This is a genomic window from Gordonia sp. WA4-43, from assembly GCF_020520305.1.
Taxonomy (GTDB): domain Bacteria; phylum Actinomycetota; class Actinomycetes; order Mycobacteriales; family Mycobacteriaceae; genus Gordonia; species Gordonia hongkongensis.
In genome coordinates this window covers 899,634-922,899 of the sequence record NZ_CP084736.1, presented here as the reverse complement: position 1 = coordinate 922,899, position 23,266 = coordinate 899,634, and the positions used below count along the sequence as shown (strand labels likewise).

The window sequence follows — 23,266 nt, the reverse complement described above, 5'->3', positions numbered from 1 at the left end:
GGAGGATCAGTCATGAGATCTGCGGTCATCTTCGACGCTGTTCGCACACCCATCGGCAAGGGCAAGCCCACCGGCGCCCTCCACGACGTTCATCCCGTCGACCTCCTCGCGCACAGCCTCCGAGCAGTCGTGGACCGTTCGGGTGTCGATCCCGAACTCGTCGACGACGTGATCACCGGTGTCGTCAGTCAGGTGGGGGAGCAGAGTTTCAACATCGCGCGGCGCGCGCTCCTGGCCGCCGGCTACCCCGAATCCGTGCCGGGGGTCTCCGTCGACCGCCAATGCGGAAGCGGGCAACAGGCCATCGCGTTCGCCGCGCAGGGCATCATCGCGGGCACGTACGACATCGCGGTCGCCGCGGGTGTCGAATCGATGTCCCGTATCCCGATGGGCTCGGCCGTTGCCGGTACCGCCGATCTCAACGGACGGGCGTTCGGCGAACGATACCCGCAGGGCCTCGTGGGTCAGGGGATCTCGGCGGAACTGATCGCCGCCCGCTGGGACATCTCGCGACGCGAGATCGACGAATTCTCGCTGCAGTCACACGATCTCGCCGCCACCGCCACCAAGAACGGACTCTTCGACGACGAACTCGCCCCCATCGCGGGGCTGACGTCGGACGAGGGCATCCGGCTCGGGGGCAACCTCGACGACCTCGCCCGGTTGCGACCGGCCTACTACGACGAGGCGATCGCGAACCGGTTCCCCGAGATCGACTGGCGGATCACCGCGGCGAGTGCGAGTCAGATCAGCGACGGGTCGTCGGCGGTGCTGCTGATGAGCGAGGAGAAAGCCGCCGAACTCGGTCTGCGTCCGCGCGCTCGTGTGCACACCATCGCGGTCGCCGGTGACGACCCACTCCTGATGCTCACCGGCATCATCCCGGCGACGCGGAAGGCACTGTCACGCAGTGGTTTGCGAGTCGAGGACATCGACCTGTTCGAGGTGAACGAGGCGTTCGCGCCGGTGGTACTGGCGTGGTCGCGGGAGTTCGGGGTGGACGTGGATCGAGTCAACGTCAACGGCGGTGCGATCGCGCTCGGCCACCCGCTGGGTGCCAGCGGTGCCCGCCTCGCGACCACGGGACTGAACGCGCTGGAACAGCGCGGCGGTCGTTACCTCCTGCAAACGATGTGTGAGGCAGGCGGATTGGCCAACGCGACGATCTACGAGCGACTCGGCTGAGCCGTCGGCGGTCCGGGCGGACGTGCTCGTCGTCCATTCGGCGAATCTCGGTCGCACACGGTGCGTCCGCCCGGTACCGTGATTGCGCATACCCGCTGTTCGGAGCGGGGCCGATGACTGCGGGGACCTCATGAACCCAACCGACCCGAATGCAGCAGCGCTCGTCGCGACGCGGGAGGCCACCGTTCTGGCGCATCTCGAGGCCGAGAATCGGCACGACGTCGGTGCCACGCTGGCGACGTTCAAAGACGGCGCGGCACGTACCGAGTTGCCCGGTGAGATCGCCGATGGCCACGACGCGGTGTCGGCCTCGTATCACGAACTGTTCACCGCATTGCCGGACATGCATTTCGATGTCGACCCCGAGACGCTGTGCCATCACAACGATCGAGTCATCTGTGAGACGCGAGTTCGCGGAACACATCTGGGCCCATATCGCGGCCTTGCCCCGACGGGTCGGTCTCTCGACCTGCCCATCGTCGCGGTGTTCACCTTCGCGGGCTCAGATCTGGTTGCGGAGCGCGCCTACTTCGACCGTTTGAAAATGTTCATGCAGCTCGGGGTCGCGCGGGATCCGAACACCCTCGCCGGCCGGATCGCCACGCTGCTCAATCGCCCGATCACGGTCATCGGCGCTGCTATCCGACGCCGAACCAACCGGTCCGCCGCGTCGGCTTAAGCCCGCTGTGGATCACACGCCTAATCGGCGCCTGACCACATCGATGTCGAACGACGTCGGGTCGAAGGCCGAACCAGGTGTCAGGCCCGCCCACTCGCGTAATTCCAGATGGCGCGGGTGCGTCTCATCGTTGACGGCCTCGATGAAATCCGCCCATCCGGGAACTCCGCCGACATCCTCGAACGGGGCGGTTCCGCCGCCGGCGACGATCGACACCGGCGGTTCGCCGTCATTCATCGGGGTGAATGCCTCGACGACAATGCTCACTTCCCAGCCGTCCCCGAAGTCGTACTCATAGGACACCACGTCGCCGGGCTCGTCGACCAGCTCACCCAGAGTCGAGTCGAAGACGGACTCCGTGTACCTGCCGGCCCGTGCGGTGCCCATCGCCTCGTCTGATAGATACCGGTGCTCGTGGCCGAAGCATGGAGTCGTGAACGCGTAGAGATGCGCATCGTTCCAGGCGAATGCAGCTTGCAGCACTTCGTGGAGTTCGTTCAATGGAACCAGCGCGAGTATTCGAATCCGTCGCCAGACTCTGGGTCGGACGCCGGCGAGTTCGGCGCGCACAGTGATCATGGTCGTCGCCTCCCCGCTTTCCGGAATGTGACGTTCCGGAAATCCGTCCCACACAGCGGGTCGCAACCCCTTGGGGACGACGTAGTCACCGTCATCGTTGAGGACGAGCCACCCGTCCTCGATGATGTGCTCGACGCGAGAATGAGCCTTGGGAATCTCCGGTGAGATCAGCCCGTCATCGCGCAGGGCGGCGAAGCGATCGGCGGCAAACGGCATGATCGTCAGCCCGTGGTATACGACGCGCGCGACGATACCGTCCACAAACTGTGCCTTTGCACTCGAATCAGAGGTCAACGCCCTGCCGACGGCCGCAGCCAGCGTGCTGCGTCGCGTCGTCAGCGACTGTGGTCCACGCCAGTACGCGGCCGCCGGGCCCGGGTAGACATGGGATGAAGTGATTGCGATCAACTGGGCATCCCGGGCGAGCTCCCAGATCTCGGCAAGAACGCGATGATGTTTCATTGCCTTGAGTGCTGCTGACGGTTGCTCGATCTGAAGGGCCTGCAGAAGGTCCGGAAGCAGTGCCGGCTTGAGCCATCCACTCGGCGTCACCGGCCGTTTGTGGCCGATCCAGTCCATCAACACATCGAGCCGCTGCAAAACCCGAACCGTTTCCAGTGCATCGCGCTCGGCGGAGCTGTCGATGTCGTCGACCTCGACCTTCAGCCCGCCCATGGAGTCGAGGAGGTATCCCTGGCAAGCCCCCATCACGACATCGGCGCTGATGGCTCCTGTCCACCTGGAAGTGGTGACGAGGAAATCGATGAACAGGCGCAGTGCGAAGACCGCGATGCTTGCCGGTAAGGCGTCGTCCTCTTCCTCTTCCATGTACTCGGCGAAGTCGATTGCCGCATCGACCTCATCGAGCGACCACTCGGTGGGCCGATGGTCTGGCAATGCGTAGCCGACGGCAAAGTCCAGCGCTCTGACGGCGTCGACGATGGCTGCCTGCTTGTCCGGATCGTCTTCGAATTCCTCGCTGGGCAGCCATCGTTCGAACTCGCGCAACAGGACGCCCATCTCCGAGGTGTCGCGACCCCGGATCGGGATCACGTTGCTGTTTCGGCGGGCAGCCCGCTTCTTCGCCTTCTCGGTCCGCTTGGCGCCACGGGACTGCTTGTTCTTCCGGCTCATCGGGACCGATCCTATCGCGAGCACCGCCGTCATCGGCCAGGTCGAGTGCTGATCCTGCCAGCGGTCGAACGGTCCCGGCTCCTGAGGGCCGGGACCGTCGGCTGTTCGGTATGAAGAGTCCGGACTTTCCTAGCTCTGCCTTGGTCCTGCCTCCACCAACTCGTCGTCCTCCGGGACATCCTCCTTCTTGGCCAGCGCGCTGGGCCACCACACGGGACGGCCGATGTCGTAGACGAGCGCCGGGACGAGCAGGGTCCGGACGATCAACGCGTCGAGGAGGACGCCGAAGGCGACGATGAACGCAATCTGCGCCAAGAAGATCAGCGGGATGACCGCCAGGGCGGAGAACGTCGCCGCGAGGACCACGCCGGCCGAGGTGATGACTCCGCCGGTGACCGTGAGCCCACGGAGAACACCTCGGCGCGTACCGATCTGCAGTGCTTCCTCGCGGACGCGGGTCATCAGGAAGATGTTGTAGTCGATGCCCAGCGCGACCAAGAAGACGAACGCGAACAGCGGCACGACCGGGTCGGCGCCGGGGAATCCGAGGATGTGGTTGAACACGATCGACGAAATTCCCAGAGTGGCCGCGAAACTCAGGATGACGGTGGCCATCAGGAGAATCGGGGCGACGATCGCCCGGAGCAGCGCGCACAGGATGAGCAGCACGACGATGCTGACGATCGGGATGATCAGGTTCCGGTCGTGGATGGCCGTCGTCTTGGTGTCGAGGTCGACCGCCGTCGGACCACCCACGAGCGCGTCGGCGCCGTTGACGTTCCCCACCGCGTCGCGAAGACGCTCGATGGTCTCCTCTGCGGCCACGGAATCGGCCGGATCGGTCAGGGTCGCCTGCAGAGCGACTCGTCCGTCGACGGTCTTGGGGGCGCCGCTCGGATCGGTGACCGGGACGACCTCGGCGACGCCGTCGACATTCGCCGCCGTGTTCTGCACCTGCTGCAGCGATGCGGCGTCGGCGATGATGACCGCGGGTGAACCGTCCCCGGCGTCGAAGTGGGCGGTGAGGACTTCTTGGCCCTCCTGCGACTGCACTGCTACGAGGAAGGTGTCGGACTGCGCGACCCCGTCGGCCTTGAACTGGGGGAGGAACAGCGCGAAGAGCACGAGTAGCAACGTCGTGGCCACCCAGAAGCGGCGGGGGTGCCGTCCGATCCGGTGCGCCAGGGCGCCCCAGACGCGATGATTGCTGCTGTCTTCACGCTGCGCCGACGCCGGGTCGACGACCGGTCGCTTCGGCCAGAAGGCACTGCGTCCGAGCAGGGTCAGTGCCGCGGGGAGGAACGTCATCGACGCCAGGAACGACGCCGCGATACCGATCGCGGCGACGGGGCCGAGACCGCGGTTGGAGTTCAGATCCGACAGCAGGAGGCACAGCACACCGGCGATGACCGTGCCGGCGGAGGCGGCGACCGGTTCGAGGGTCGCGCGCCACGCGGCCCGCATGGCGTCGTACTTGTCGTCGGTGAGTCGCAGTTCTTCTCGATAGCGGGACACCAGGAGCAGGGCGTAGTCCGTCGCCGCACCGAACCCGAGGATGAAGAGGATGCCCTGGCTCTGGCCGTTGAGGGTGAGCACGTCGTTCGACGCGAGCACGTAGACCAGCAGACTGGCGAGCCCCAGCGCGAACACGGCGGACACGATCACGACGAACGGGAGGATCGGACTGCGGTACACCACGATGAGGATCAGGATGACGACCGCGCCGGCAACCAGTAGCAACAAGCCGTCGATCCCGCCGAATGCCTCGGTGAGATCGCCCGCGATGCCTGCGGGTCCGGTCACATACACCGACAGTCCCTCGGGCGGGCCGTTCGCGAGTTCCGCACGCAGAGCCTCGATGCTTTCCGAGATCTCCCCGGAGGAGTCGACGGGCACGATCATCTGGATCGCCTGACCATCCTGCGAGCGGATCGGCGGAGACGTTCGCTCGGAGATCCCGTCCGAGCCGGCGACCTTGCCCACCGCCTCGGACACGAACGCGAGGTCGGCCTCGGTGATGCCGCTCGTACGTTCGGCCACCACGACGGCCGGGATCTCGGAGGAGTCCACGAAGTCGGCTTCCAGGCGGGAGACCTCGGTGGCTTCGGCGGACGCGGGCAGGAACGACGTGTTGTCGTTCGCCTGTACGTCACCGAGTTTTCCGGCGAACGGTCCGCCGACAGAACCCAGGGCCAGCCATCCGATAACCAAGAGGGCTGGCAGAATCCATCGCAAGCGACTGACTCGTCGAGCAGAGGTGGGTGGGTTCACGGGCTTCCGTTCGTCGGTTGCGGGTGGAGTGCGTGAGCACCATGATGTTCAGCAGGCTGAACAATTGCAAGTCTGCGCGGTGTGACGTAGAGAATCGGCAGGAAAAGGTGAACGACGGGAACGACGGGATGGACGGGTGGCCGACCGGTCGGCTGCTGTCGGTGGCGGCACGGCTCGTCGAGCACGCCTGGGAGGCGGTACTGCGGGAGTACGACATCTCGAGCGCCGGACTCGTCGTCCTCCATGTGGTGAGCACGGGACCGGCCACCCAGCGCGAGGTCGCCAAGAAGGCCCGGGTGACCGATCAAACTGCGAGCCGCACCATCGAGCGACTGGAACGGATGGGTTACGTGCGGCGTCAGGTCGATCCCGACGACGAGCGGCGAAAGCATGTGAGCGCGACTCCGGCCGGTGCCGAGGTCTACCGCGCATTGCTCGAACGGGAGCGAACCGACCCGGCGCTGATCGCGTCCATCGGCGCGTCAGAACCGGAACTCCGTCGATTGTTGCTCGAACTGATTCGCGTGCAACAGGATCGGAGCTCGGGGCCGTCATAGCGTCGCGTCGGTTGCTCAACCCGCGTCGCGGGCTGCTTCGAGTCCGGCGACGAGCGCGTCGACCTTCGCCCGGTTCTCCGCCGACGTCATCAGCCCGACGAACGGCGGGCGCGAGAAGGTGAGGGTCACCTGGAGGAGCTGTTCGCGTTCACCGCCGAACAGCTTCTTCCGGCGGTCGGTCTCGATGACCTCCGCGGAGACGAACGATGCCGCCGGCAACCGGGTCCTGGACGTGCCGCCACGGAGTTTCTCGAACCACTCGCCATCGAGCACGACCGTTTCATTCGACAGACCATGGATCTCGAGCACGTGCTACCCCTCGCCCTGCGGATTGTGTCGTGATCACGATATCCGCCGAGGACGTCGATGCCGGGGTTCGCAGCAGATCACAACACCGTTGCCCTACGAGGCCGGCGCGCACTACTGTGCCGATCGTGCATACACCGACCTGCTGGGCCAGCACTCGTTCGGCGACCCGTGGCTGAGGTGAGACTTCGGCAGGCCGACGACGCCGACACGGACCGCCTCGTGGCCGTGTGGCGTTCGGCGGTCGAGGCTACTCACCATTTCCTGACTCCCGCCGACATCGACGGCTTCGCGGATCGACTCGCCCGAGACTACTTTCCGGCGGTCGAGTTGGTCGTGGCGGAGGCCGACGGAGTGGTCGTCGGCTTCAGCGGAACCGCAGAGAATCGGCTCGAGATGCTGTTCGTCGATTCGGCCGCCCACGGGCGGGGCATCGGCACGGTGCTTCTCGATCACGCGGTCGCGCACGGCGGCGTCGACGAACTCGACGTCAACGAACAGAACCCGGACGCTGTGGATTTCTATCGGCGCAGGGGGTTCGAGCAGGTGGGCCGCTCGCCGGTGGATTCCGACGGCCGGCCGTTCCCGTTGCTGCACTTTCGGCGCGCCGGGGTCCCTGAGACGTAGGGTCACGCCGCAGTGCCGCGGCGAATCGCGGGTGCAGAACTTGTTCACCGTCATTACTGCCAGTCGAGGCCTTTAGAAGACTCGCGTACGAGTGACGGCTCACGTTCGGATGTGTCGAACTGCGACTGCTGCCCTACGCAGCTGATACCGCGCCGAAGACAAACGGGGACGGGAGAGTTCGAGTCCGTCATCGTCGGCGATGTGCTCGACAACCTGATCGACACTGTGTTCGTCTGCTGGCACATGGCTTGCGAATCGGTCCTCGCCAAGCCGGGCGACGCACCTCCCAGTCTGTTTCATCGCCCAGGTCTCATCGGCGCCGAGGATGGGGCCGAGACGGTGAGCAAGGCGGGCTCTGAGACGTCGATGGATCACTTCGACGGAAGCGGTCAGGGTGTAGTGCCTGACATCGACGCCATGCTCTATGAGTCCACCGACGATCTCGTCGAAGTACTCAGCGTCGACGAGCGTCATGGGAACTATCACCGGACAGTCGCTTGATTGTTCGGCATCCAAGAGGGTTTGGGTGACGCCCGTGCGCCACTGCGGTAGGTCCTGAAAATCGTCGTGCCGGGCGGGCGGCAGCATCTTGTGCATCGCGAATCCGAGGAGTTCGGGATCGGCCACGTGCGACGCAGTCAGCCGGCGGTGAAGCTCGTGTGCGGTCTGTGTCTTACCGACGCCGAAGGCGCCGTTGATCCAGATCAACATGACGTGAGGTTACCGACAGGTGGGCAGCGCTTCCGGTGAAGCGGTCAGGGGCGATGTCGGTCCGCCGGTCAGGATTCGTGCCTCCGGTCTTTCTTGGTCTGACGTCGCGCACCGGCGGCGATGGTCGAGGCCTCGTACTTCTTTCGACCGGGTGATTCGCGGGTGTCGTCGGTCCGGATTCGTCCCGACGACGCCACTTTGCCCTTGCCCTTGTCCTTGCCTCTGCCCTTGCCGGTGTCCTTTTGAGATGTCGGGCTGTCGGTACGCGCCCGGACCAGTCGCTCGGCCTTCAATTCGAGAGCGGCGTCTCGAGAAACCCTGGCCAGTCGACGGCTCACGCGGCTCAAGGCGTCCTCGAAGACCTCGGCTTTAGCGGCGTTCCGGGCATTTGCTGCTTTCGCGCTCCCACGGCCGCCTTTGGTCTTGACTTTCTCAGCACCCGCACGGCGGTAGAGGGTGACGTGCTTGTTCCGTGCGCGCCGGATTCGCGAGTGCAGATCGATCAGTCCGTCCTCGTCGAGGCCGGCCATCTGTGATTTCTTGGTCTCGCGGACGAGTACATATTCGCTTTCGGACAGGGAATTCAGGGTCTTTTTCATGCCGGTCCTCGCTCGTCATGCCGTCACGTTGCAGTCCTGATGTTAGGTGCCGGCGCGCGCTCGAACTTCGGTTCTGTCCGATTCGGGTCAGATGAACCGGCTCAGGTGTCAGAGGGGGCCGGCGGCGAACCCATCGGCCGGTCGTAGGCTTTCTCGACCTCCGGACGAAGTCGTGCGTCCTCTTCGGCCTTGCGGGCGGCAGTCGTCCACATCTGGGTGACCATGGGCAGGTAATAGGTTGCCGGGGCGCCGAGAATGTAGGTGGCGTTGCCTTCGACGAACGTCTTGTTGGCCGGATCGTCGAGCCCGATCATGCTGTAGTCGTTGTGTACCGGGCGGCCTTCACCACGTCCGCCGACCGAATCCGACGCACTGTGGTTTCGTCGGGCGGCGTCGTTCATGAGGTCGCGGTTGGGTGCATCGGCCCAGAAATCGTATTGTCGCGCAACTATCTTGACGGTGTATCGGGTGTCATCGGGAAAGTTGTTGCCGCCGTAGTCCGCGCGGCATCCTCCCTGGTTGGCGCAACCGTTGTATTTCGATTCGAGATCACCGGTCAGGACGAACGTCACTGTGGCAGGGTCGATGTCGCTGGTGGGACCGTAGGTGCGCAGCCAATCATCCTGAACTTGCGCGCCTTGACTGTGTCCGACGACGATCTTCCGCCCGGGGATCTCGTGCAGCATCTCGTTCAACTTGTCGCGTCCGCGGTGGGTGTTCGTCGCGCCGGGAAAGTTGTTGTACGGCACGTTCACCACTCGATTGGGTGGTGCGAACAGCTCACCGCGCAGCCAGTTCATCGGAAGCGAGCGGAAGGCCGGGTCCAGTGTCAGCACTGTCGCCCCACCCGGGCCCGGCGCTGCACCTGCGACATTCGGTGTCCATTGCCCGATTCCGATTGCCACAATGAGCACCAGGACTATTCGCGAATATTGCTTCATTCTAAGCCGCCTCAGAGGTCTGACGAATGTCTATCACATCGCAAATCTCGCCGGGGGGATGCGAGAAAAGGGACGGCGGTCCGACGATAGGCGTTTAACGCTGTTGTTTGCCGATTTGTATCGCGAATAGACCCGGAATCACACCGAATCGGGTGCGTAGAACTTCGCGGTGGCCGCAGCCGCGGCCGCGACCTGCGCGGGTTCACCTCCGGCCGCGAGGTGTGCCTCTCCCCAGGCCGCCGCGCTACGGCGGATGAACTCGCGTCCCTCGGGAGACTTCTCGATTGCTTCGTGGTCAGCGGTTTCGCCATCGACGAGCAGCCGGGTCAGACCGAGGAGCAATAGATCCCAACCGACCCCGCCGGCACCTGGTCCGTACGTCGCGAACAAGGGTTCTCCGACGAATGCTGCATGGATGAGCTCCAACTCGGTGCCGCCTGCCTGGCCGGGGGAGAGGCGCACCCGCACTTCACTGGTGCTAGGCCACTCGTCGGCGTCGGGACGTAGAGCCAGGTCACCGTGAGGAGGTGCGGGGGGAGTGGACCAGCCATTCGTCGACGTCTCGCAATGGACCGGGTGGTCGACCCACTAGTCGCCGCCACCCGAGCTTCCGCCAGAGGAATCGGAGCCGCCGTCGCCTGACCATCCGCCATCGAAACCGAACCAACTCGAGGACGAGTCGGAGCTTCCCGTATGACGACTGTGCGGCGGCCGGGACGGAGCCCCCGCTGGCCTCTCGGCCCCTCGGCCTTGCACGTGCCTGTTCGCCCCGAAGTCCCGTATTGCGATCGGGAGCACCAGGGCGAGCACGAAGAGCAAGGCGGCTACGACGACGATCAGCCAATCCGGCGCCCCGAGTAACGCGGTGACGATGGTGGTTCCGATCGCGACGAACATCAAGACCGTTCCGAGCGTGATGCGCGGCAATGCTCCTCCTTGATAGCGACGTCGAGGTCGTGTCCGACTGCCGTCTCCGCGACAGGTTACGCAGGTGTTCGTCGGTGTCTCCGTCGAAACTTCACAGGGCCGACGGCTCATCGGCACGTTCGAGTTGACGCGTCCGGGATCATTGGCGACATGGAAACCAAATACGAGGCTTGGCCCGCACTACCGGTGGAGTCGTGGGTCGACACAAGGGACACCGTCCAGTTGTGGACCCAGATCGTCGGCAAGACGCGTCTCGCTCTCGGACCCGAGGTCAACCACTGGTGGGGCGTACCGCTGTATGTGGACGCGCGTGGCCTGACCACGTCCCTGATGGCCGTCGGAGACCGCGGCCTCGAGATCCGCTTCGACTTTCTGGACCACCAGCTGCTCTTCCTCGTCACCGATGGCAGCACCCGTCAGATGAAGCTGGAACCGCGGACGGTCGCCGATTTCTACGCGGAGTACACCGCTCACCTCGCCGACCTCGGCTTCGACATCGCCATCGTCGGTACCCCCGTCGAACTGCCTGATGCGACCCCGTTCGCCGAGGACACCGCCCACTCGTCGTACGACGCCGACGCCGTGTCTCGGTTCTGGCGGTCTCTCGTCAGTGCGCACCGCGTGCTGTCGGAGTTCCGCGGCCGCTTCCGCGGCAAGTCGTCACCGGTCCACTTCTTTTGGGGCGCTTTCGATCTGGCCGTCACACGGTTCTCGGGACGCAGTGCACCCCAGCATCCGGGTGGGGTGCCGAATTGCCCCGACTGGGTGATGCACGAGGCCTACAGCGACGAGGTGTCGAGCGCGGGCTACTGGCCGGGTGGCGCCGAGGAGGGGGCCTTCTACGCCTACGCCTACCCACATCCCGAGGGCTACGACACGCACCCGGCGGTCGAGGCTCCGGCGCGGTGGGATGCCGCACTGGGCGAGTACATCCTGCCGTATCAGCTTGTACGCCAATCGCCGGACCCGGACGCCGTGGTCCTGAAGTTCCTCGAGCAGACTCATCGAGCGGCGGCGGAGACGGCGGGCTGGGACTAGACGCGAGCCGGCGGCGGACGTTTCCGACGTCCAGACGTCGAGGTCTGTTCATCGTTCGTCCTGGCCGGTTGCAATCTCGCTCAGCGGCGCCGCTCGCCACCTAACCCCCGAGCCTATCCGGCGAGCAGAGCGTCCAGCGCTTCGAACGCCGCGCGCCAGCCGGCGGCCGCGTACTCGTACTGCTCGTCGGTGAGGTTGCCACCGGTTTGGCTGAAACGGATCTCGGTGCCGTTGTCGACTGCCATGAAGTCAGCGGTGAGGAGTTCACGTTCATCACCCGGCTCGTCGGTCATCGTCAGTACGAGTCTGTTCGGTCGGCTGACCTCGACGTACTCACCGCGCCAATGGACTTCGGGGAAATCGCCCCCAACGATCATTGTTGCTGCCCAGGTGCCCCCGGGTCGGGCGTCGAGCGATACCGATTCGACGGGGACCTGGTTCGCGCTGCCGCCGAAGAACTCGGCGAACAGAGCCGGCGTCGTCCACGCGTCGAACACGGCGGCGGGAGAAGCGTTCAGTGTGTAGGTGAGGGTTGCCCCGGTTGCGTCCGTCATGGTGTGACTGCCTTCTGGTCGTCGACGTCGGCCGACATCGATGTTTCGCCGCGGACGGCTCGGTCCGCAGGAGGGCAGACCCTCGTTGCTCGCAGAACTCATCGGGCTCACGGCGGGGAGGGTGCGGTTGGGCAGAAGCAGTCGGGCGAGTCCTGATCGGTGCCGATCTACCAATCAGGTCTGCTAGTTTCTCGGCGACGTGCCATTCCAGGCGAAGAGAACCGGTGGGTATCGATTGTGAACGAAGAACCGCGAGCCGGCGGCAAGGCGCCCGCGATGAGGCCGTCCGAGGCGCCGATCGAGGAAGTGCTCGACCGAGCAGTCGGTCCACGTCGGGACGAGGCCGATGAACTGGTCGCCTTGCTCGGTGAGATCTCCGGACACCGGCCCGTCCTCTGGGCCGGCCGCATGATCGGCTTCGGCGAGTACGAGTACCGCTACGCCAGCGGGCATGGCGGTCGGGCGCCGGAACTCGCTTTCGCGCCCGGCCCGAAGAATCACACCATCTACCTGGTCAGCGACTTCGCCACGCAGTGGCCAGATCTCATCGACCGGCTGGGAAAGTGTCGCGTCGCCAAGTCGTGCCTCCACGTCACTCGGCTCCGAGATGTCGATCTCGCAGTGCTGACAACGCTTCTCGAACGATCGTTGGCGCAGACACGCTCGTCCCACGGAGGTTGAGATCACCGCGGGTCCGGTATCCCGCTCAATCGAGATATCCGGTCTCCGGGTTGATGTTCGAGAGGAACTCCCTGATCGACTCGCGGTGGTCGCGAATCGTCGGCAGGGGGAGTGGCAGCGGGGCGGGCGGGAGCCCGTCGTCGCTCTGCCACGCAACTCGCGGCCCGCTGGAGCCGAAGCCGTACCCAGGGTTCGGGCCCGACGTCCACTTGCTTGAATACCCACCGTCGGCACGGACTGTCACTTGAAACAGTTCTCCGTCGACGACCAGATCGACCGGGCAGTCAGCCGGCGCCGGGCGCCAGTCATCGTTCTGTTGCGCAATCATTCGTGGGACGTTAAAGACTCACAGCAGTACTCGCATGGCATTTTCCCGCAAACGGGGGGGCGTGACTCTGAGTGGTGATCAGTGGCCGGGAAAGTAATCCGGCCCGGGGTCATCCGCGGCCGCGGTGGTCGACGCGAGACCGCAGGCGATGCCAGCGCGGCATCAGTTTCCTTAGCGTTCGGTGGGTGGTCACGAGGTCGCGGCGCCGTGCAACCGGGCGGCTTGTCGTCACGAGTTCAGATTGTCGCGCCGCGACTGTCACGGGGTCACCCCGAAGCGGCTCGGAACCGCTTGGTGAAATGCGTTGAGTCGCTGAACCCATGAGCGCGGGCGATCATGGCGTCACGGGCACGGTCGAGGCGGCGTCGGATGACGTGATCCATCAGCCGCCTTTCGGAACTGGGCCAGTCGGCGTACAGCTCCCGGGTCGACACGTTGTGGGCCGCGGCGATCGTCTCGGCCGACAGGCCGGCGTCGGTCAGCTGCTGTGTTGCTTCCCAGGACCCGCGGACACGTTCGCATGCACCTCAGCGATCCGGACTTGTCGCCGGTGTCGATCGCGCGGGCGCACGGCATCACCGTCCGAAAACTGTTCCAGCTCCTCGCCGATGCCGGCACGAGTCTCGAGCAGTGGATCATCACGAGTCGACTCGAGGGCGCGCATGATGACCTCGCGCCGAGACCGCTCATCAACCGGTCGCGGCAATCGCCCGGCGCTGGTGCATCACGAATCCGTCGCACTTCAGTAGACGATCCCGCGCGATGTACGTGATCAGTCCGCGGGCGTGGCGGGTTCTCGCGGCGTCGCGCACACGAGAGCGGATAGGAAACGGCTGACTGAACGAATTGCGACCGGTCTCGGAGAGCTGGCCTCGGAAAACGCGATGTGATGTCACCAGCCGCGTCGCCGGTCAGTCGATTGCACCTCCCGTGCCACCCTACGTTCGTGTCCATTAGCACCGTGCCTGCGGGGAGGTGATTCGATTTCATTCATGAGTCGCGGGTGTCGTCAGGGCGGCGTATCTGAGCAAGACTGCGCCAGAGGAGAAGGGTCGGCATTCCATCAGTTCCAGTCGGGTTGAAGGCTGGTGTGCGTCGAGGACGGGTTTGCCTTTGCAGAGCAAGATCGGGTTGACGATGAGGTGGAACTCATCGACCGCGTTCATCGCATTGAGTGTCGCGATCAAGCTGAGGCTGCCGTAGACGACCACATCGCCGTTGGCGCGATCCTTGATGCGCTGGATCTCGCTGGCGGTCACTTCTGTGACGTGCTGGGTCACCGGCCATGCGGCGATGTCACCGGAACGGGAGGCGACGAACTTGTCGAGCTGGTCGAGGCGACGGGCGTAACGCCGATTGCCGTCGTCGGCGTCGATCGTTCCGGCGGCGACAGCCGGCCAGTAGGAGGCGAAGTCGGCGTGCGTGATCCGGCCGAGCAGGAGCGCGCCGGCGTGCTCGACGAGGGCGAGTTCGTAGTTCATGAGGTCGGAATCGGCGAGTAGCCAGTCCATGGAGTCATCGAGGCCAGCGACATAACCGTCGAGAGTGGTCCACATGCTGATGATCAGTCTGCTCACGATCCTTGCTTCTTTCTCTGGGCCCGAAAAGTCATCGGAGCTGCGCGTCCCGCAGCCAGGGCTCTGCACGTCCTGGCGACGATGGGGGGCTCGTGGCCCCGATAGGCGGTATTTGTGAACTCCTCGCCCGGATAGCTCCGGTCGGGACGGTTGCGCTTTCCGTTCCGCGTATGCGACAGCGCCTCGGGACTACCCGGACAGCACAGCATTCAGCGCTTCGAACGCCGCGTGCCAGCCGGCCGTCGCGTACTCGTACTGCTCATCGGTGAGGTTTCCGCCGGTTTGGCTGAAGCGGAGCTCGGTGCCGGCGTCGACTGCGATGAGGTCCACGGTGAGAAGTTCACGTGCGTCGCCCGGCTCGTCGGTCATCGTCAGCACGAGTTTGCTCGGTCGCTGCACTTCGATGTACTCCCCGCGCCAATGGAACTCGGGCATTTCCGCGTCGGCGATCATGGTTGCGGTCCAGGTGCCTCCGGGTCGGGCGTCCAGCGTGACCGAGTCGACGGGGACCTCATTCGTGGCACCGCCGAAGAAGGCGGCGAAGAGTTGCGGCGTCGTCCACGCGTCGAAGACGGCGTCGGGGGAGGCGTCGACGGTGTGGGTGAGGGTTGCTCCGGTTGTGTCGATCATGGTGATCCTGCCTTGTCGTCGTCGATGTCTGCAGGCATCGGTGGCTCGGTGCGGACGGTCTCGTCCCACCCGGGCAGACTCCCGGCGCGGCGGGAACCCATCGGCGCTCGGACGACGGAAGCGCTGGATGGGTCCAGTCGGCGATCCGCATCAGGATGGAGCGTTTGCCGCCTAGACGCCTTTGTTCTCAGCGCGGTGTGGTCGACCGCATTGGCGGATCGGAAAGATGGTCCGGCCGGACGATCATCCGAGGCCACGGCGGTTGCCGCAGGACCGCCGCCGATCCCAGGGCAGCTGCGACGAGACCGGTGATCACCCCGATGAGAGCCACTACCGTGTCGGGCGCAGGTCGGCGCCGAGGGTGGCCGCTGACCAGCGGATTCGGCCCGGGTGTCACATTCTCGTCGCCGCCGGTGTCTCGAGGGCGAGCACTATCGAACACCACCACGGAAGGCGGGACCATGAACACCACCGACATCAACCAGATCGGCGACGACAAGGCTGACGGGGAGCGGACGCACGTTGTCGTACTGGGTGCGGGCTACGCCGGCGCGATGGCGGCCAACCGGCTCCGGCGTGATCGTGCGGTCGACGTCACGGTCGTGAACCCACAGCCGTTCTTCGTACAGCGCATACGGCTCCACCAGTTCGTTTCGGGGACCGGTGATCCGCAGATCGCATTCGACGATGTGCTGGCCGACGACATCCGCGTTCTCGCCGACACCGCCACGCGCATCGACGCCGACGCACGGCGAGTCCATCTGGCGTCGGGCGCGCACCTCGATTACGACTACCTCATCTACGCGATCGGCACCCGCCACCGCACCCCCGAGATCCCAGGGGCCGCGGACCATGCGCTGTTCATCGCCGATTGGGAGAGTGCACAACGCATGCGCGAACGCGTCGAGGATCTGGCGGCGCACGAGACGGTCACCGTCATCGGCGGGGGACTCACCGGGATCGAGGTTGCGGCAGAACTCGCCGAGAGCGGACACAGCGTCCGGTTGGTGGGCGGCGGTGAGTTCGCGGCTTCGGTGAGCGCCCGGGCTCGACGCGCCACGGAGACGCAGCTGAATCGACTGGGTGTCGATGTCATGGACCAGGGACGTGTGGTCGAGCTCGGGGAGCGGACCGTCACCGTCGACATCGACGGTCAACGAATCGTGCTACCCAGCGCGGCAACGGTTCTCGCGACCGGCTTCGAGGCGCCGGAACTCGCGGCCGCCAGCGGCCTGGAGACCGACGAGATCGGCCGCCTGCGCGCCGACGCCGCCCTGGCCAGCATCGACGACGACCGGATCATCGGCGCCGGTGACGCGGTGGCTGTTGATGGCATGACGCTGCGGATGAGCTGTCAGGCCGCTGAACCACTGGGCGCCCAGGCCGCCGACGCGGTCCTCGCGAAGATCGCCGGTGAGCAGCCGAGCCCTGTCGACCAGGGCTTCGTCGCGCAGTGTGCCAGCATCGGCCGACATGCGGCCACCCTGCAGTTCACGCGCCGCGACGATTCGCCGACGCCGGCGGTGGTGACCGGTCGTCTCGCAGCCTGGACGAAGGAGTTGGTGTGCCGAGAAACCGTGGCCAACATCCGGCGTGAGGCCGCGCGGCCCGGTAAGTTCAGCTGGTTCGGTGCAGCGAAGAGCGCGACCGCCGAGCGTGAACCGGTCGGACGATGACGAACGGCCCGTCGACGAACGGAGTAGCTATGACAGGCGGTCAACTCGACCGTCGCGCAGCACGATTCGCAGAACTGCGGCCGTTGCTGTTCACCGTCGCCTATGAGATCGTCGGTTCCGCCGCCGACGCGGATGATGTCCTGCAGGAGAGCTACCTGAGGTGGGCGGAGGTCGACGACGTCGAAGTCGCCGACCCGAAGGCCTACCTCGCGAAGATCGTCACACGCCAGGCACTCAACACCCTGCGGTCGCGCTCGCGGCGTCGTGAGGAGTACGTCGGCCCGTGGCTCCCCGAGCCGATCCTGCTCGACGACCGCGACCTCGCCGACGACGTCGTACTCGCCGAGTCGGTGTCCACGGCGATGTTGGTGGTGCTGGAATCGCTGAGTCCGGACGAGCGTGCAGTGTTCGTGTTGCGCGAGGTGTTCGGGTTCTCCTACGCCGAGATCGGATCGATGGTCTCGAAGTCGTCGGCCGCGGTGCGCCAGATCGCGCACCGCGCCCGGTCGCATGTCGAGTCGCGGCGGCCCCGGTTCGAGCCGGTCGACGCCCAACGCGCCGGAGCGGTTGTCGAGGAGTTTCTCGCCGCCGCGCAGTCAGGTGAGGTCGAATCGCTCATGGCGCTGCTGTCGCCCGACGTCGTGTTCACCGCCGACAGTGACGGCAAGGCCACGGCGGTGAAACGGCCCATTCAGGGTTCGCTGCCGGTGGCGCGCCTGCTCACCGGATTCGCGCGACTCGGGACGACGATCGACGACTATCGCGCGGAGGTGGCGGTGCTCAATCACGAGCCCGGCATGCTCGTGTACTTCGACGGAAAACTGCAGGGCGTGTTCACGTTCCACATTGTCGACGGCGTGATCGACCAGATCTACGCGATGCGCAATCCCGACAAGCTCGCCGGGGTCGAGGAACCGCGAACGATCGCACGGTGACGTTCACCCGGCACGTTTCTATGCGGGAACAAGGCGATGAGGGCCGCGCCGGGCCTTGTTCTGCGACGATGGTCCGATGTTGCACAACTTGTCGACTCCCGCATCGCTCAGGTCGGTGCTGCGAGTTCGCACTGGTTTTCGGCATGGCATGCCGACGACAGAGTTGCGGATGAATCTGGCTCCTGACGCAGTGTGGGCGACGATCACCGATGTGAACGCCTGGCCGTCATGGGGACCCACGGTTTTCGGGGCGCAGGTAGACGGTGACGTCGAGTTGGCCTCTGGGACACGCGGAACGATCACGACTGTCGCGGGGGTACCCGTGCCGTTCGAGATCACCGAGTTCGTCGACGGACGATTGTGGGCGTGGAAGGTGGCGGGTGTGAACGCGACGCGGCACGAGGTGATCCCGGTGGCGGGTGGCTGCATTCTCAGCTTCGGTGCGCCGGTCTGGGCGGTACCGTATCTGCCGGTACTGGCCATCGCGTTGCCGCGGATCGAACGGATCGCGTCTGGTCTCGGAAGCTGACCTCGAAAGGCGCTGCTGCGTCAGAGATGTGATGACACCGGCCCCGCCGCGTCAGTCGATTGCCGCTGCCGGCGGCCTCAGGGCATCGCGCTGAACGAAGATACCGACAACGACGCCGACGATGGTCAAGAGCACGACCAGGGCTACCCCCGGAATCACGTACCCTATCCCGTCGGGGCAGACCCACACCTGCTGCCCATCGATCGTGGTCGAGGAACAGCCCAGGTGCAGCACGGACTCGGACAGATAGATCAGCGGCCACGCCAGAGCGACCGCTGTCGGTACCGCGACCGCAACACTGACCAGGAGGATTCCGATCAGTGTCGACAGTGAGCGCAGAAGCCGCGAGTCCGTCATCGCCTCACTGTACGAGCGACCGTCGCCCAATATCAGTGCCCCGGACCGACGCCATCATGAGAGCAGTCCACTGGGTGTCACGGCCACCCACCGGCCATCGCTGGGTGGTAGGTCTTTCCACCCGCGGGAGTGGGCACGGTCGCAGATGATGCGTTCGCATCGCGGGCGGTCGGCGGGGGAGGCGTGCCATCGTTCGACGGCGGCGGCGATCGTGGGAAGCACGGTCACGTGTGGACCCATCGTTGGGTGGCGGGACTCCGCAGCGTATATGTCGCTCCAGAAATGACTCCCGACGACTGGGTGGACAAAACCGTCACCGATTCGGGCCGACATCATCTTGCTGTAGGCGCGCGTGCCCGCAGCATGAACTCCGTCGTCGTGGTCGCCGCCGAGGGCGAACATCAACTCTTCACCGAGCTGCTGCTGATGAACGGTTGTCATCGAATGCCCGTCGATGACCGGTTCGCCGGGTGCTCGGCGGCGAAATCTGGACATGATGTCGGCGACCGTGGCGGCGATCTCCGGGGGGATCAGCGGCGGGACAGAGTTCGCCGGCTCGTCACTGGTGAAAGCGAGGTACCGGAGGCTCTCTCCGACGAACGTGTCCCACGTTCCCTCCACGATTGAGTACTGGGTGACGGAATAGATGAATTGGTCGAATACGTCACGGGCAAACGGGACGCTCCGGCGTAGCAGGTCGACCTGGGCGAGAGGTACAGCACGGTGCAAGCGGGATTCGAGGAGACGGTCCTCGTGGTACAGACTCACTTCGATCCCCATGCACTCGGCAAACCGACGGTCGACGCCGTCGGGCATGAGGTCACCTGTGACCAGTAGAACACGGAAACCACCGGATGTGATCGGTCAGCCTTCACGTCTTCAGAGCTTGACGGCAGTTTCCGGCCAACCGGCCACGTATCACTCTGCACGACAGACGTTCTCGTGGTGAGAGCTGTTGGTGTAGAGGTGGTAGTCGCAGCTCGGGGTGTACATCCGAGGCCCACCCGGTGGGGGAGACACGACACGCTGAATGGCCGGCCCAGATCGCGAGGTAGCAGTCGTCGGAACTGCGCGTCACCACAGCCAGGGCTCTGTACGTCCGGGTGACGACGGCGTGGTCGCCGCCGACGTAGAGAGGGTGAACGCCGTCGCACGGCTCAATTCGCGCAGCGTGTGTTACCGTACTGAAACACTCGTTTCAGTGAGATTACTCGGAGGTCGCGATGACCCAGGGAACAGCAGCGGCGTGGTCGACCCCGCCGTCCGGTGGTGTCGTGCTCCGTCCGTTCGGCAAGCCAGGCGACCTCGGGTGGGTCGTACAGACCAACGGCGAGGTGTACGCGCGCGAGTTCGGTTGGGACATAACGATCGAGACGCTGGTCGCCGACATCGTTGCCGCCTTTGCCCGCAACCACGACGAAGACACCGAGGCCGGCTGGGTCGCCGAACTCGACGGCGCGCGGGTCGGCTCGGTGTTCTGCACTCGTGGACAGGATGAGCGCACCGCCAAGCTGCGAGTGCTCGTGGTCGATCCGAAGGCGCGAGGGCACTCGCTGGGTCGACGTCTGGTCGGGACCAGCGTCGATTTCGCGAGGCGAGCGGGCTATGAGCGGATGGAACTCTGGACGGTCGACTCCCTGACTTCAGCTCGTCGCGTCTACATTGACGCCGGATTCGCGCTGGACACCGAGTGGTCGAGCCGCCTGTTCGGAAAAGATCTGGTCGAACAGACCTGGTCACAAACTCTGTGAGCGCGCCACGGCCTGAGCTGGCGACAGGCTCTGCCCGTCGAGTCCAGCTCCTCGACGCCGCATACGCCTACATCGTCGACAACGGGGCAGCCTCCCTGTCGCTACGACCGTTGGCGACCGCGATCGGGTCGAGTCCGCGTGTGCTGCTGTACTTGTTCGGCAGCAAGGATGGACTCATCCAGGCACTGCTGCAGCACGCTCGCGCCGACCAGATGGAATCGATGGCGGGGCGCGTAGTCCTCGCAAAACAGCCTGCTGCACGGGATATCTTCGCCGTTGCACGAGCGGTGTGGGAATGGCTGTCCACGCCTTCGCAACGACCGGTACTGGCATTGTGGGTCGAGGCTTACGGTCGAGCGCTCACCGACCCCGACGGCCCGTGGAGCCTGTTCGCGCAGGGGACTGTCGACGACTGGCTGACGATGCTCGCCGAGGCGCAACCGACAGGCGTCCGGCAAACGTCGAAGGCCGAAAGTGAACGGACGGCTGTTCTCGCCGTCCTCCGTGGCGGTCTCCTCGACCTGCTGGCAACCGGCGACGTCCGACGAACCACAACCGCTGTCCACATGGCTCTGGACTCTCTGGCTGGACGAGTCGTGCCCGAGGGCCCGCAGTAGTGGGTGATCGGCGCGGGTTAATACAGCAGATGAGTATGCAATCATCTACTTGACATAAGATACGTTATCGGCTAAAAACGAGGCTAGTGGAAGGCTAGTATTGCGGCTATCATGTAGCCATGACGACAGTGCCACTCGGTGAAGCTAAGGACAAGCTCTCCGCGCTGGTCGACAGCGCCGAGAGCACGCACGACATCATCACGATCACCAAGCACGGCAAACCCGCCGCGGTGCTGATGTCGGCCGACGACCTCGAATCGCTGCACGAGACGATCTACTGGCTCTCACGCGCCGGCGTCCGCGACGACGTCGCTACCGCAGACGCCGAGTACGCGGCCGGTGAGACCGTCTCCATCGACGACCTGCGCGCCGAACACGGCATGCCGCCGAAATGAGCGACGCTCCGACAGACTCGTCCGCCCCGTACCGGGTTGAGGTCGCATCCCCAGCTCGACGCGACCTTCAACGACTCCCATCCCGGATCGTCCACGCCGTCATCGAATTCATCTCCGGGCCGCTCGCCGAGAACCCCCACCGGCTTAGCAAGCCGCTGCGCGACGACCTCGCAGACCTTCACAGCGCCCGCCGCGGCGATTATCGCATCCTGCTCCGCATCGACGACCCCAACCACACCATCGTCATTGTCAGAATCGACCACCGAGCCCACGCCTACCGCACCTGAGTCTGGTGCGTTGAATTCTCAACCGACCCGGCGGTACTTCCTGTGCATTGCCTGCTTCGTCGTTCCAAGGAGCGTGCCGATCTCTGCCCACGACAGTCCTGCCAGGCGTGCCCGCCGCACCGCGACTTCCTCCTCGCGGGCAATCTCCCGTCGCCAATCTGCGACTCGGGAAAGCTGCTCGATTGGTGTCTCGTCGTCGTCGCCGCGGTCCAGTCCAGTCCTCATGCAGACCAGCGTGCCCGTGTCTCCGCGATCCGTCAACATTGGTTGACGGAAACCAGTTTGAATCACTGCTCGTCGTCAGTACCCGCATTCCTGGGCTGTCGACCAGCTCTAAGACCTCATCATCGCGCTGCAACGCCAGGTCAGCATGATCATCGCCGCCTCAAGACCACTTGTAGTGGTGACGATGGAGTGATCGTAAGCGGAACACGCACTATCCATCACCGCTGTGCGAGCTGTCAGCCTCGCCATCGGTGCTATCCGGGGGTCCCGAGCGACGGTCCGGCCAGTTGGAAGGGTCGGGCAGCAAGCTGCGATCACCACCGAAGGCATCGCCGAGCCCGAAACCGCCATTGCGAATGGCCATATCCAGTCCTGAAGACTTCCACAACCTGGAAGCCACGTCATCGAAAGCTCCAGGGTTGGTCTTGCTTAGCGACAGCAACGCGTCGTTCAGAGCACCCTCTTAGCGAAGAATGCCTGTGCGGCGACGACTCCGACTGCGAACGAGCTGCAGCACGAATGGCCGAGGCCCACCTGCCTAACGCCCACCAGCTCCTGACGATGCTCGCCGACACCCTCGGCTACAGCCTCACCAAGCGGTAAGTAGGAACGAAGCCTCCCGCTGCCCGGACATCCCAGGCAGCGGGAGGCTTTCGCTCATACGTGGTTATGCCTGCGTGAGGCGGTCCTCGCGCTCGCGGACCAGTCGCACGATCCCCTGGAACACGTGGTACCCGCGTGCCCGCTGGTACCCGCTCACCGCTCGGTCGTACACCGCCGCGACCGGAAGGGTCTCCGACTCCAGACCGCGGTCCTCGACCAGCTCCTCGTAGATCGAGTTGAACGGAGCGATCCAGTTGTTCAGGCGGCGATCGGGACCGTAGTCGCCCAGCCGGTACACCGACTCCCGCGAGACGAACCCGCCGTTGCGGATGAGATTTTCGCGCTAAACAAGTTCTCTTACGAACCGGCCCTCGGTGCCATAGATTGAGCCGGGACTCACCGTAAGGTGGGTCGATGGTAGCCACTTTCGCCGTATCGCGTGCAGGCAAGGCCCAGGTCGTCGCCGCCGCTATCATCGGCTTCGTAGTCGGGATGTTCGTCGTGATCCCGCTCGCCCATCTGACACGGAGCTGGCTGGGCTTGTCGGAACCCACCGCCGCGCCCCTG

Annotated in this window: 28 protein-coding genes and 1 pseudogene; 13 read left to right on the top strand and 16 right to left on the bottom strand. The window is 65.0% G+C overall.

Going from position 1 to position 23,266, the window contains the following annotated elements; translation table 11 throughout:
• Positions 1-12 precede the first annotated feature (12 nt).
• Entirely contained in the window at positions 13-1,185 is a 1,173-nt protein-coding gene (locus LEL84_RS04290; protein WP_226513406.1) for an acetyl-CoA C-acyltransferase, read from the top strand.
• Positions 1,186-1,315: 130 nt separating this feature from the next.
• Positions 1,316-1,864: an ester cyclase gene (locus LEL84_RS04285; RefSeq protein ID WP_226513405.1), complete on the top strand. Its 549-nt coding sequence runs from the start codon at positions 1,316-1,318 to the stop codon at positions 1,862-1,864.
• A 12-nt stretch (positions 1,865-1,876) separates the two neighbouring features.
• Here LEL84_RS04285 and LEL84_RS04280 read toward each other — a convergent pair whose 3' ends face one another.
• Together LEL84_RS04280 and LEL84_RS04275 are read right to left on the bottom strand one after the other, a co-directional pair.
• Entirely contained in the window at positions 1,877-3,463 is a 1,587-nt protein-coding gene (locus LEL84_RS04280) for a plasmid pRiA4b ORF-3 family protein (protein WP_159370896.1), read from the bottom strand.
• Positions 3,464-3,706: 243 nt separating this feature from the next.
• Entirely contained in the window at positions 3,707-5,848 is a 2,142-nt protein-coding gene (locus LEL84_RS04275; RefSeq protein ID WP_413466936.1) for an MMPL family transporter, read from the bottom strand.
• A gap of 41 nt (positions 5,849-5,889) precedes the next feature.
• Here LEL84_RS04275 and LEL84_RS04270 point away from each other — a divergent pair, with 41 nt between their 5' ends.
• The gene (locus LEL84_RS04270) at positions 5,890-6,405 is read left to right on the top strand and encodes a MarR family winged helix-turn-helix transcriptional regulator (protein WP_226514240.1); all 516 of its coding nucleotides are present in this window, start codon (positions 5,890-5,892) and stop codon (positions 6,403-6,405) included.
• Between the two features lie 15 nt (positions 6,406-6,420).
• On the opposite strand, the gene LEL84_RS04265 is transcribed toward LEL84_RS04270, so the two are convergent.
• Entirely contained in the window at positions 6,421-6,714 is a 294-nt protein-coding gene (locus LEL84_RS04265) for a hypothetical protein (protein ID WP_226513403.1), read from the bottom strand.
• 168 nt (positions 6,715-6,882) lie between these two features.
• Between LEL84_RS04265 and LEL84_RS04260 the strand changes: the two genes are divergently transcribed.
• The gene (locus LEL84_RS04260; RefSeq protein WP_226513402.1) at positions 6,883-7,338 is read left to right on the top strand and encodes a GNAT family N-acetyltransferase; all 456 of its coding nucleotides are present in this window, start codon (positions 6,883-6,885) and stop codon (positions 7,336-7,338) included.
• Positions 7,339-7,437: 99 nt separating this feature from the next.
• On the opposite strand, the gene LEL84_RS04255 is transcribed toward LEL84_RS04260, so the two are convergent.
• From LEL84_RS04255 to LEL84_RS04240, 4 genes are all read right to left on the bottom strand, one after another.
• A complete protein-coding gene (locus LEL84_RS04255; protein ID WP_226513401.1) occupies positions 7,438-8,049 on the bottom strand; it encodes an AAA family ATPase in 612 nt (203 codons plus the stop codon).
• A gap of 68 nt (positions 8,050-8,117) precedes the next feature.
• On the bottom strand, positions 8,118-8,648 hold the full coding sequence (locus LEL84_RS04250; protein ID WP_065631656.1) for a hypothetical protein: 531 nt from the start codon (positions 8,646-8,648) through the stop codon (positions 8,118-8,120).
• Positions 8,649-8,749: 101 nt separating this feature from the next.
• Positions 8,750-9,484, bottom strand: coding sequence for a PE-PPE domain-containing protein (locus tag LEL84_RS04245; RefSeq protein ID WP_226513400.1), 735 nt, complete (start codon positions 9,482-9,484; stop codon positions 8,750-8,752).
• Positions 9,485-9,727: 243 nt separating this feature from the next.
• Complete coding sequence (locus tag LEL84_RS04240; RefSeq protein ID WP_203235851.1) at positions 9,728-10,051, bottom strand: hypothetical protein; 324 nt, start codon at positions 10,049-10,051, stop codon at positions 9,728-9,730.
• 615 nt (positions 10,052-10,666) lie between these two features.
• Here LEL84_RS04240 and LEL84_RS04235 point away from each other — a divergent pair.
• Complete coding sequence (locus tag LEL84_RS04235) at positions 10,667-11,554, top strand: DUF5996 family protein (RefSeq protein WP_065631659.1); 888 nt, start codon at positions 10,667-10,669, stop codon at positions 11,552-11,554.
• 113 nt (positions 11,555-11,667) lie between these two features.
• Here LEL84_RS04235 and LEL84_RS04230 read toward each other — a convergent pair whose 3' ends face one another.
• Positions 11,668-12,108 (bottom strand): SRPBCC family protein, encoded by a 441-nt coding sequence (locus tag LEL84_RS04230; RefSeq protein ID WP_065631660.1) that lies wholly within the window; start codon positions 12,106-12,108, stop codon positions 11,668-11,670.
• A 276-nt stretch (positions 12,109-12,384) separates the two neighbouring features.
• On the opposite strand from LEL84_RS04230, the gene LEL84_RS04225 reads away from it, so the two are divergent.
• On the top strand, positions 12,385-12,789 hold the full coding sequence (locus LEL84_RS04225; protein WP_068970457.1) for a DUF1801 domain-containing protein: 405 nt from the start codon (positions 12,385-12,387) through the stop codon (positions 12,787-12,789).
• Between the two features lie 25 nt (positions 12,790-12,814).
• On the opposite strand, the gene LEL84_RS04220 is transcribed toward LEL84_RS04225, so the two are convergent.
• From LEL84_RS04220 to LEL84_RS24885, 4 genes and pseudogenes are all read right to left on the bottom strand, one after another.
• The gene (locus tag LEL84_RS04220; RefSeq protein WP_068970445.1) at positions 12,815-13,117 is read right to left on the bottom strand and encodes a hypothetical protein; all 303 of its coding nucleotides are present in this window, start codon (positions 13,115-13,117) and stop codon (positions 12,815-12,817) included.
• Positions 13,118-14,103: 986 nt separating this feature from the next.
• The gene (locus LEL84_RS04215) at positions 14,104-14,694 is read right to left on the bottom strand and encodes a dihydrofolate reductase family protein (RefSeq protein ID WP_065631663.1); all 591 of its coding nucleotides are present in this window, start codon (positions 14,692-14,694) and stop codon (positions 14,104-14,106) included.
• Positions 14,695-14,883: 189 nt separating this feature from the next.
• Positions 14,884-15,324 carry an SRPBCC family protein gene (locus tag LEL84_RS04210; protein WP_068970444.1) on the bottom strand — a complete coding sequence of 147 codons (441 nt, stop codon included), beginning with the start codon at positions 15,322-15,324 and terminating at the stop codon, positions 14,884-14,886.
• Between the two features lie 187 nt (positions 15,325-15,511).
• Positions 15,512-15,691: pseudogene (locus tag LEL84_RS24885) on the bottom strand (hypothetical protein); the annotation flags it as partial.
• 94 nt (positions 15,692-15,785) lie between these two features.
• Here LEL84_RS24885 and LEL84_RS04205 point away from each other — a divergent pair.
• The 3 genes from LEL84_RS04205 to LEL84_RS04195 all read left to right on the top strand — a co-directional run bounded on the left by LEL84_RS04205 (position 15,786) and on the right by LEL84_RS04195 (position 18,464).
• The gene (locus LEL84_RS04205) at positions 15,786-17,000 is read left to right on the top strand and encodes an NAD(P)/FAD-dependent oxidoreductase (protein ID WP_065631664.1); all 1,215 of its coding nucleotides are present in this window, start codon (positions 15,786-15,788) and stop codon (positions 16,998-17,000) included.
• A 29-nt stretch (positions 17,001-17,029) separates the two neighbouring features.
• Positions 17,030-17,935 carry an RNA polymerase sigma-70 factor gene (locus tag LEL84_RS04200; RefSeq protein ID WP_065631665.1) on the top strand — a complete coding sequence of 302 codons (906 nt, stop codon included), beginning with the start codon at positions 17,030-17,032 and terminating at the stop codon, positions 17,933-17,935.
• Between the two features lie 148 nt (positions 17,936-18,083).
• Complete coding sequence (locus LEL84_RS04195) at positions 18,084-18,464, top strand: SRPBCC family protein (RefSeq protein ID WP_065631666.1); 381 nt, start codon at positions 18,084-18,086, stop codon at positions 18,462-18,464.
• Positions 18,465-18,515: 51 nt separating this feature from the next.
• On the opposite strand, the gene LEL84_RS04190 is transcribed toward LEL84_RS04195, so the two are convergent.
• Together LEL84_RS04190 and LEL84_RS04185 are read right to left on the bottom strand one after the other, a co-directional pair.
• A complete protein-coding gene (locus LEL84_RS04190; protein WP_068970442.1) occupies positions 18,516-18,821 on the bottom strand; it encodes a hypothetical protein in 306 nt (101 codons plus the stop codon).
• Between the two features lie 54 nt (positions 18,822-18,875).
• The gene (locus tag LEL84_RS04185) at positions 18,876-19,637 is read right to left on the bottom strand and encodes a hypothetical protein (RefSeq protein WP_139104661.1); all 762 of its coding nucleotides are present in this window, start codon (positions 19,635-19,637) and stop codon (positions 18,876-18,878) included.
• Positions 19,638-20,044: 407 nt separating this feature from the next.
• Between LEL84_RS04185 and LEL84_RS04180 the strand changes: the two genes are divergently transcribed.
• The 4 genes from LEL84_RS04180 to LEL84_RS04165 all read left to right on the top strand — a co-directional run bounded on the left by LEL84_RS04180 (position 20,045) and on the right by LEL84_RS04165 (position 21,871).
• Entirely contained in the window at positions 20,045-20,572 is a 528-nt protein-coding gene (locus LEL84_RS04180) for a GNAT family N-acetyltransferase (protein WP_065631669.1), read from the top strand.
• Positions 20,569-21,189 (top strand): TetR/AcrR family transcriptional regulator, encoded by a 621-nt coding sequence (locus LEL84_RS04175; protein WP_223258858.1) that lies wholly within the window; start codon positions 20,569-20,571, stop codon positions 21,187-21,189. The genes LEL84_RS04180 and LEL84_RS04175 overlap by 4 nt, the downstream gene beginning before the upstream one ends.
• A gap of 119 nt (positions 21,190-21,308) precedes the next feature.
• Positions 21,309-21,584, top strand: coding sequence for a type II toxin-antitoxin system Phd/YefM family antitoxin (locus tag LEL84_RS04170; RefSeq protein ID WP_055477309.1), 276 nt, complete (start codon positions 21,309-21,311; stop codon positions 21,582-21,584).
• A complete protein-coding gene (locus LEL84_RS04165) occupies positions 21,581-21,871 on the top strand; it encodes a type II toxin-antitoxin system RelE family toxin (protein WP_055477308.1) in 291 nt (96 codons plus the stop codon). Before LEL84_RS04170 ends, LEL84_RS04165 begins: the two co-directional genes overlap by 4 nt.
• Before the next feature lie 18 nt (positions 21,872-21,889).
• Here LEL84_RS04165 and LEL84_RS04160 read toward each other — a convergent pair whose 3' ends face one another.
• Positions 21,890-22,096 carry a hypothetical protein gene (locus LEL84_RS04160; RefSeq protein ID WP_055477311.1) on the bottom strand — a complete coding sequence of 69 codons (207 nt, stop codon included), beginning with the start codon at positions 22,094-22,096 and terminating at the stop codon, positions 21,890-21,892.
• Between the two features lie 667 nt (positions 22,097-22,763).
• Positions 22,764-22,997: a hypothetical protein gene (locus LEL84_RS04155; RefSeq protein WP_226513399.1), complete on the bottom strand. Its 234-nt coding sequence runs from the start codon at positions 22,995-22,997 to the stop codon at positions 22,764-22,766.
• Positions 22,998-23,266 lie beyond the last annotated feature (269 nt).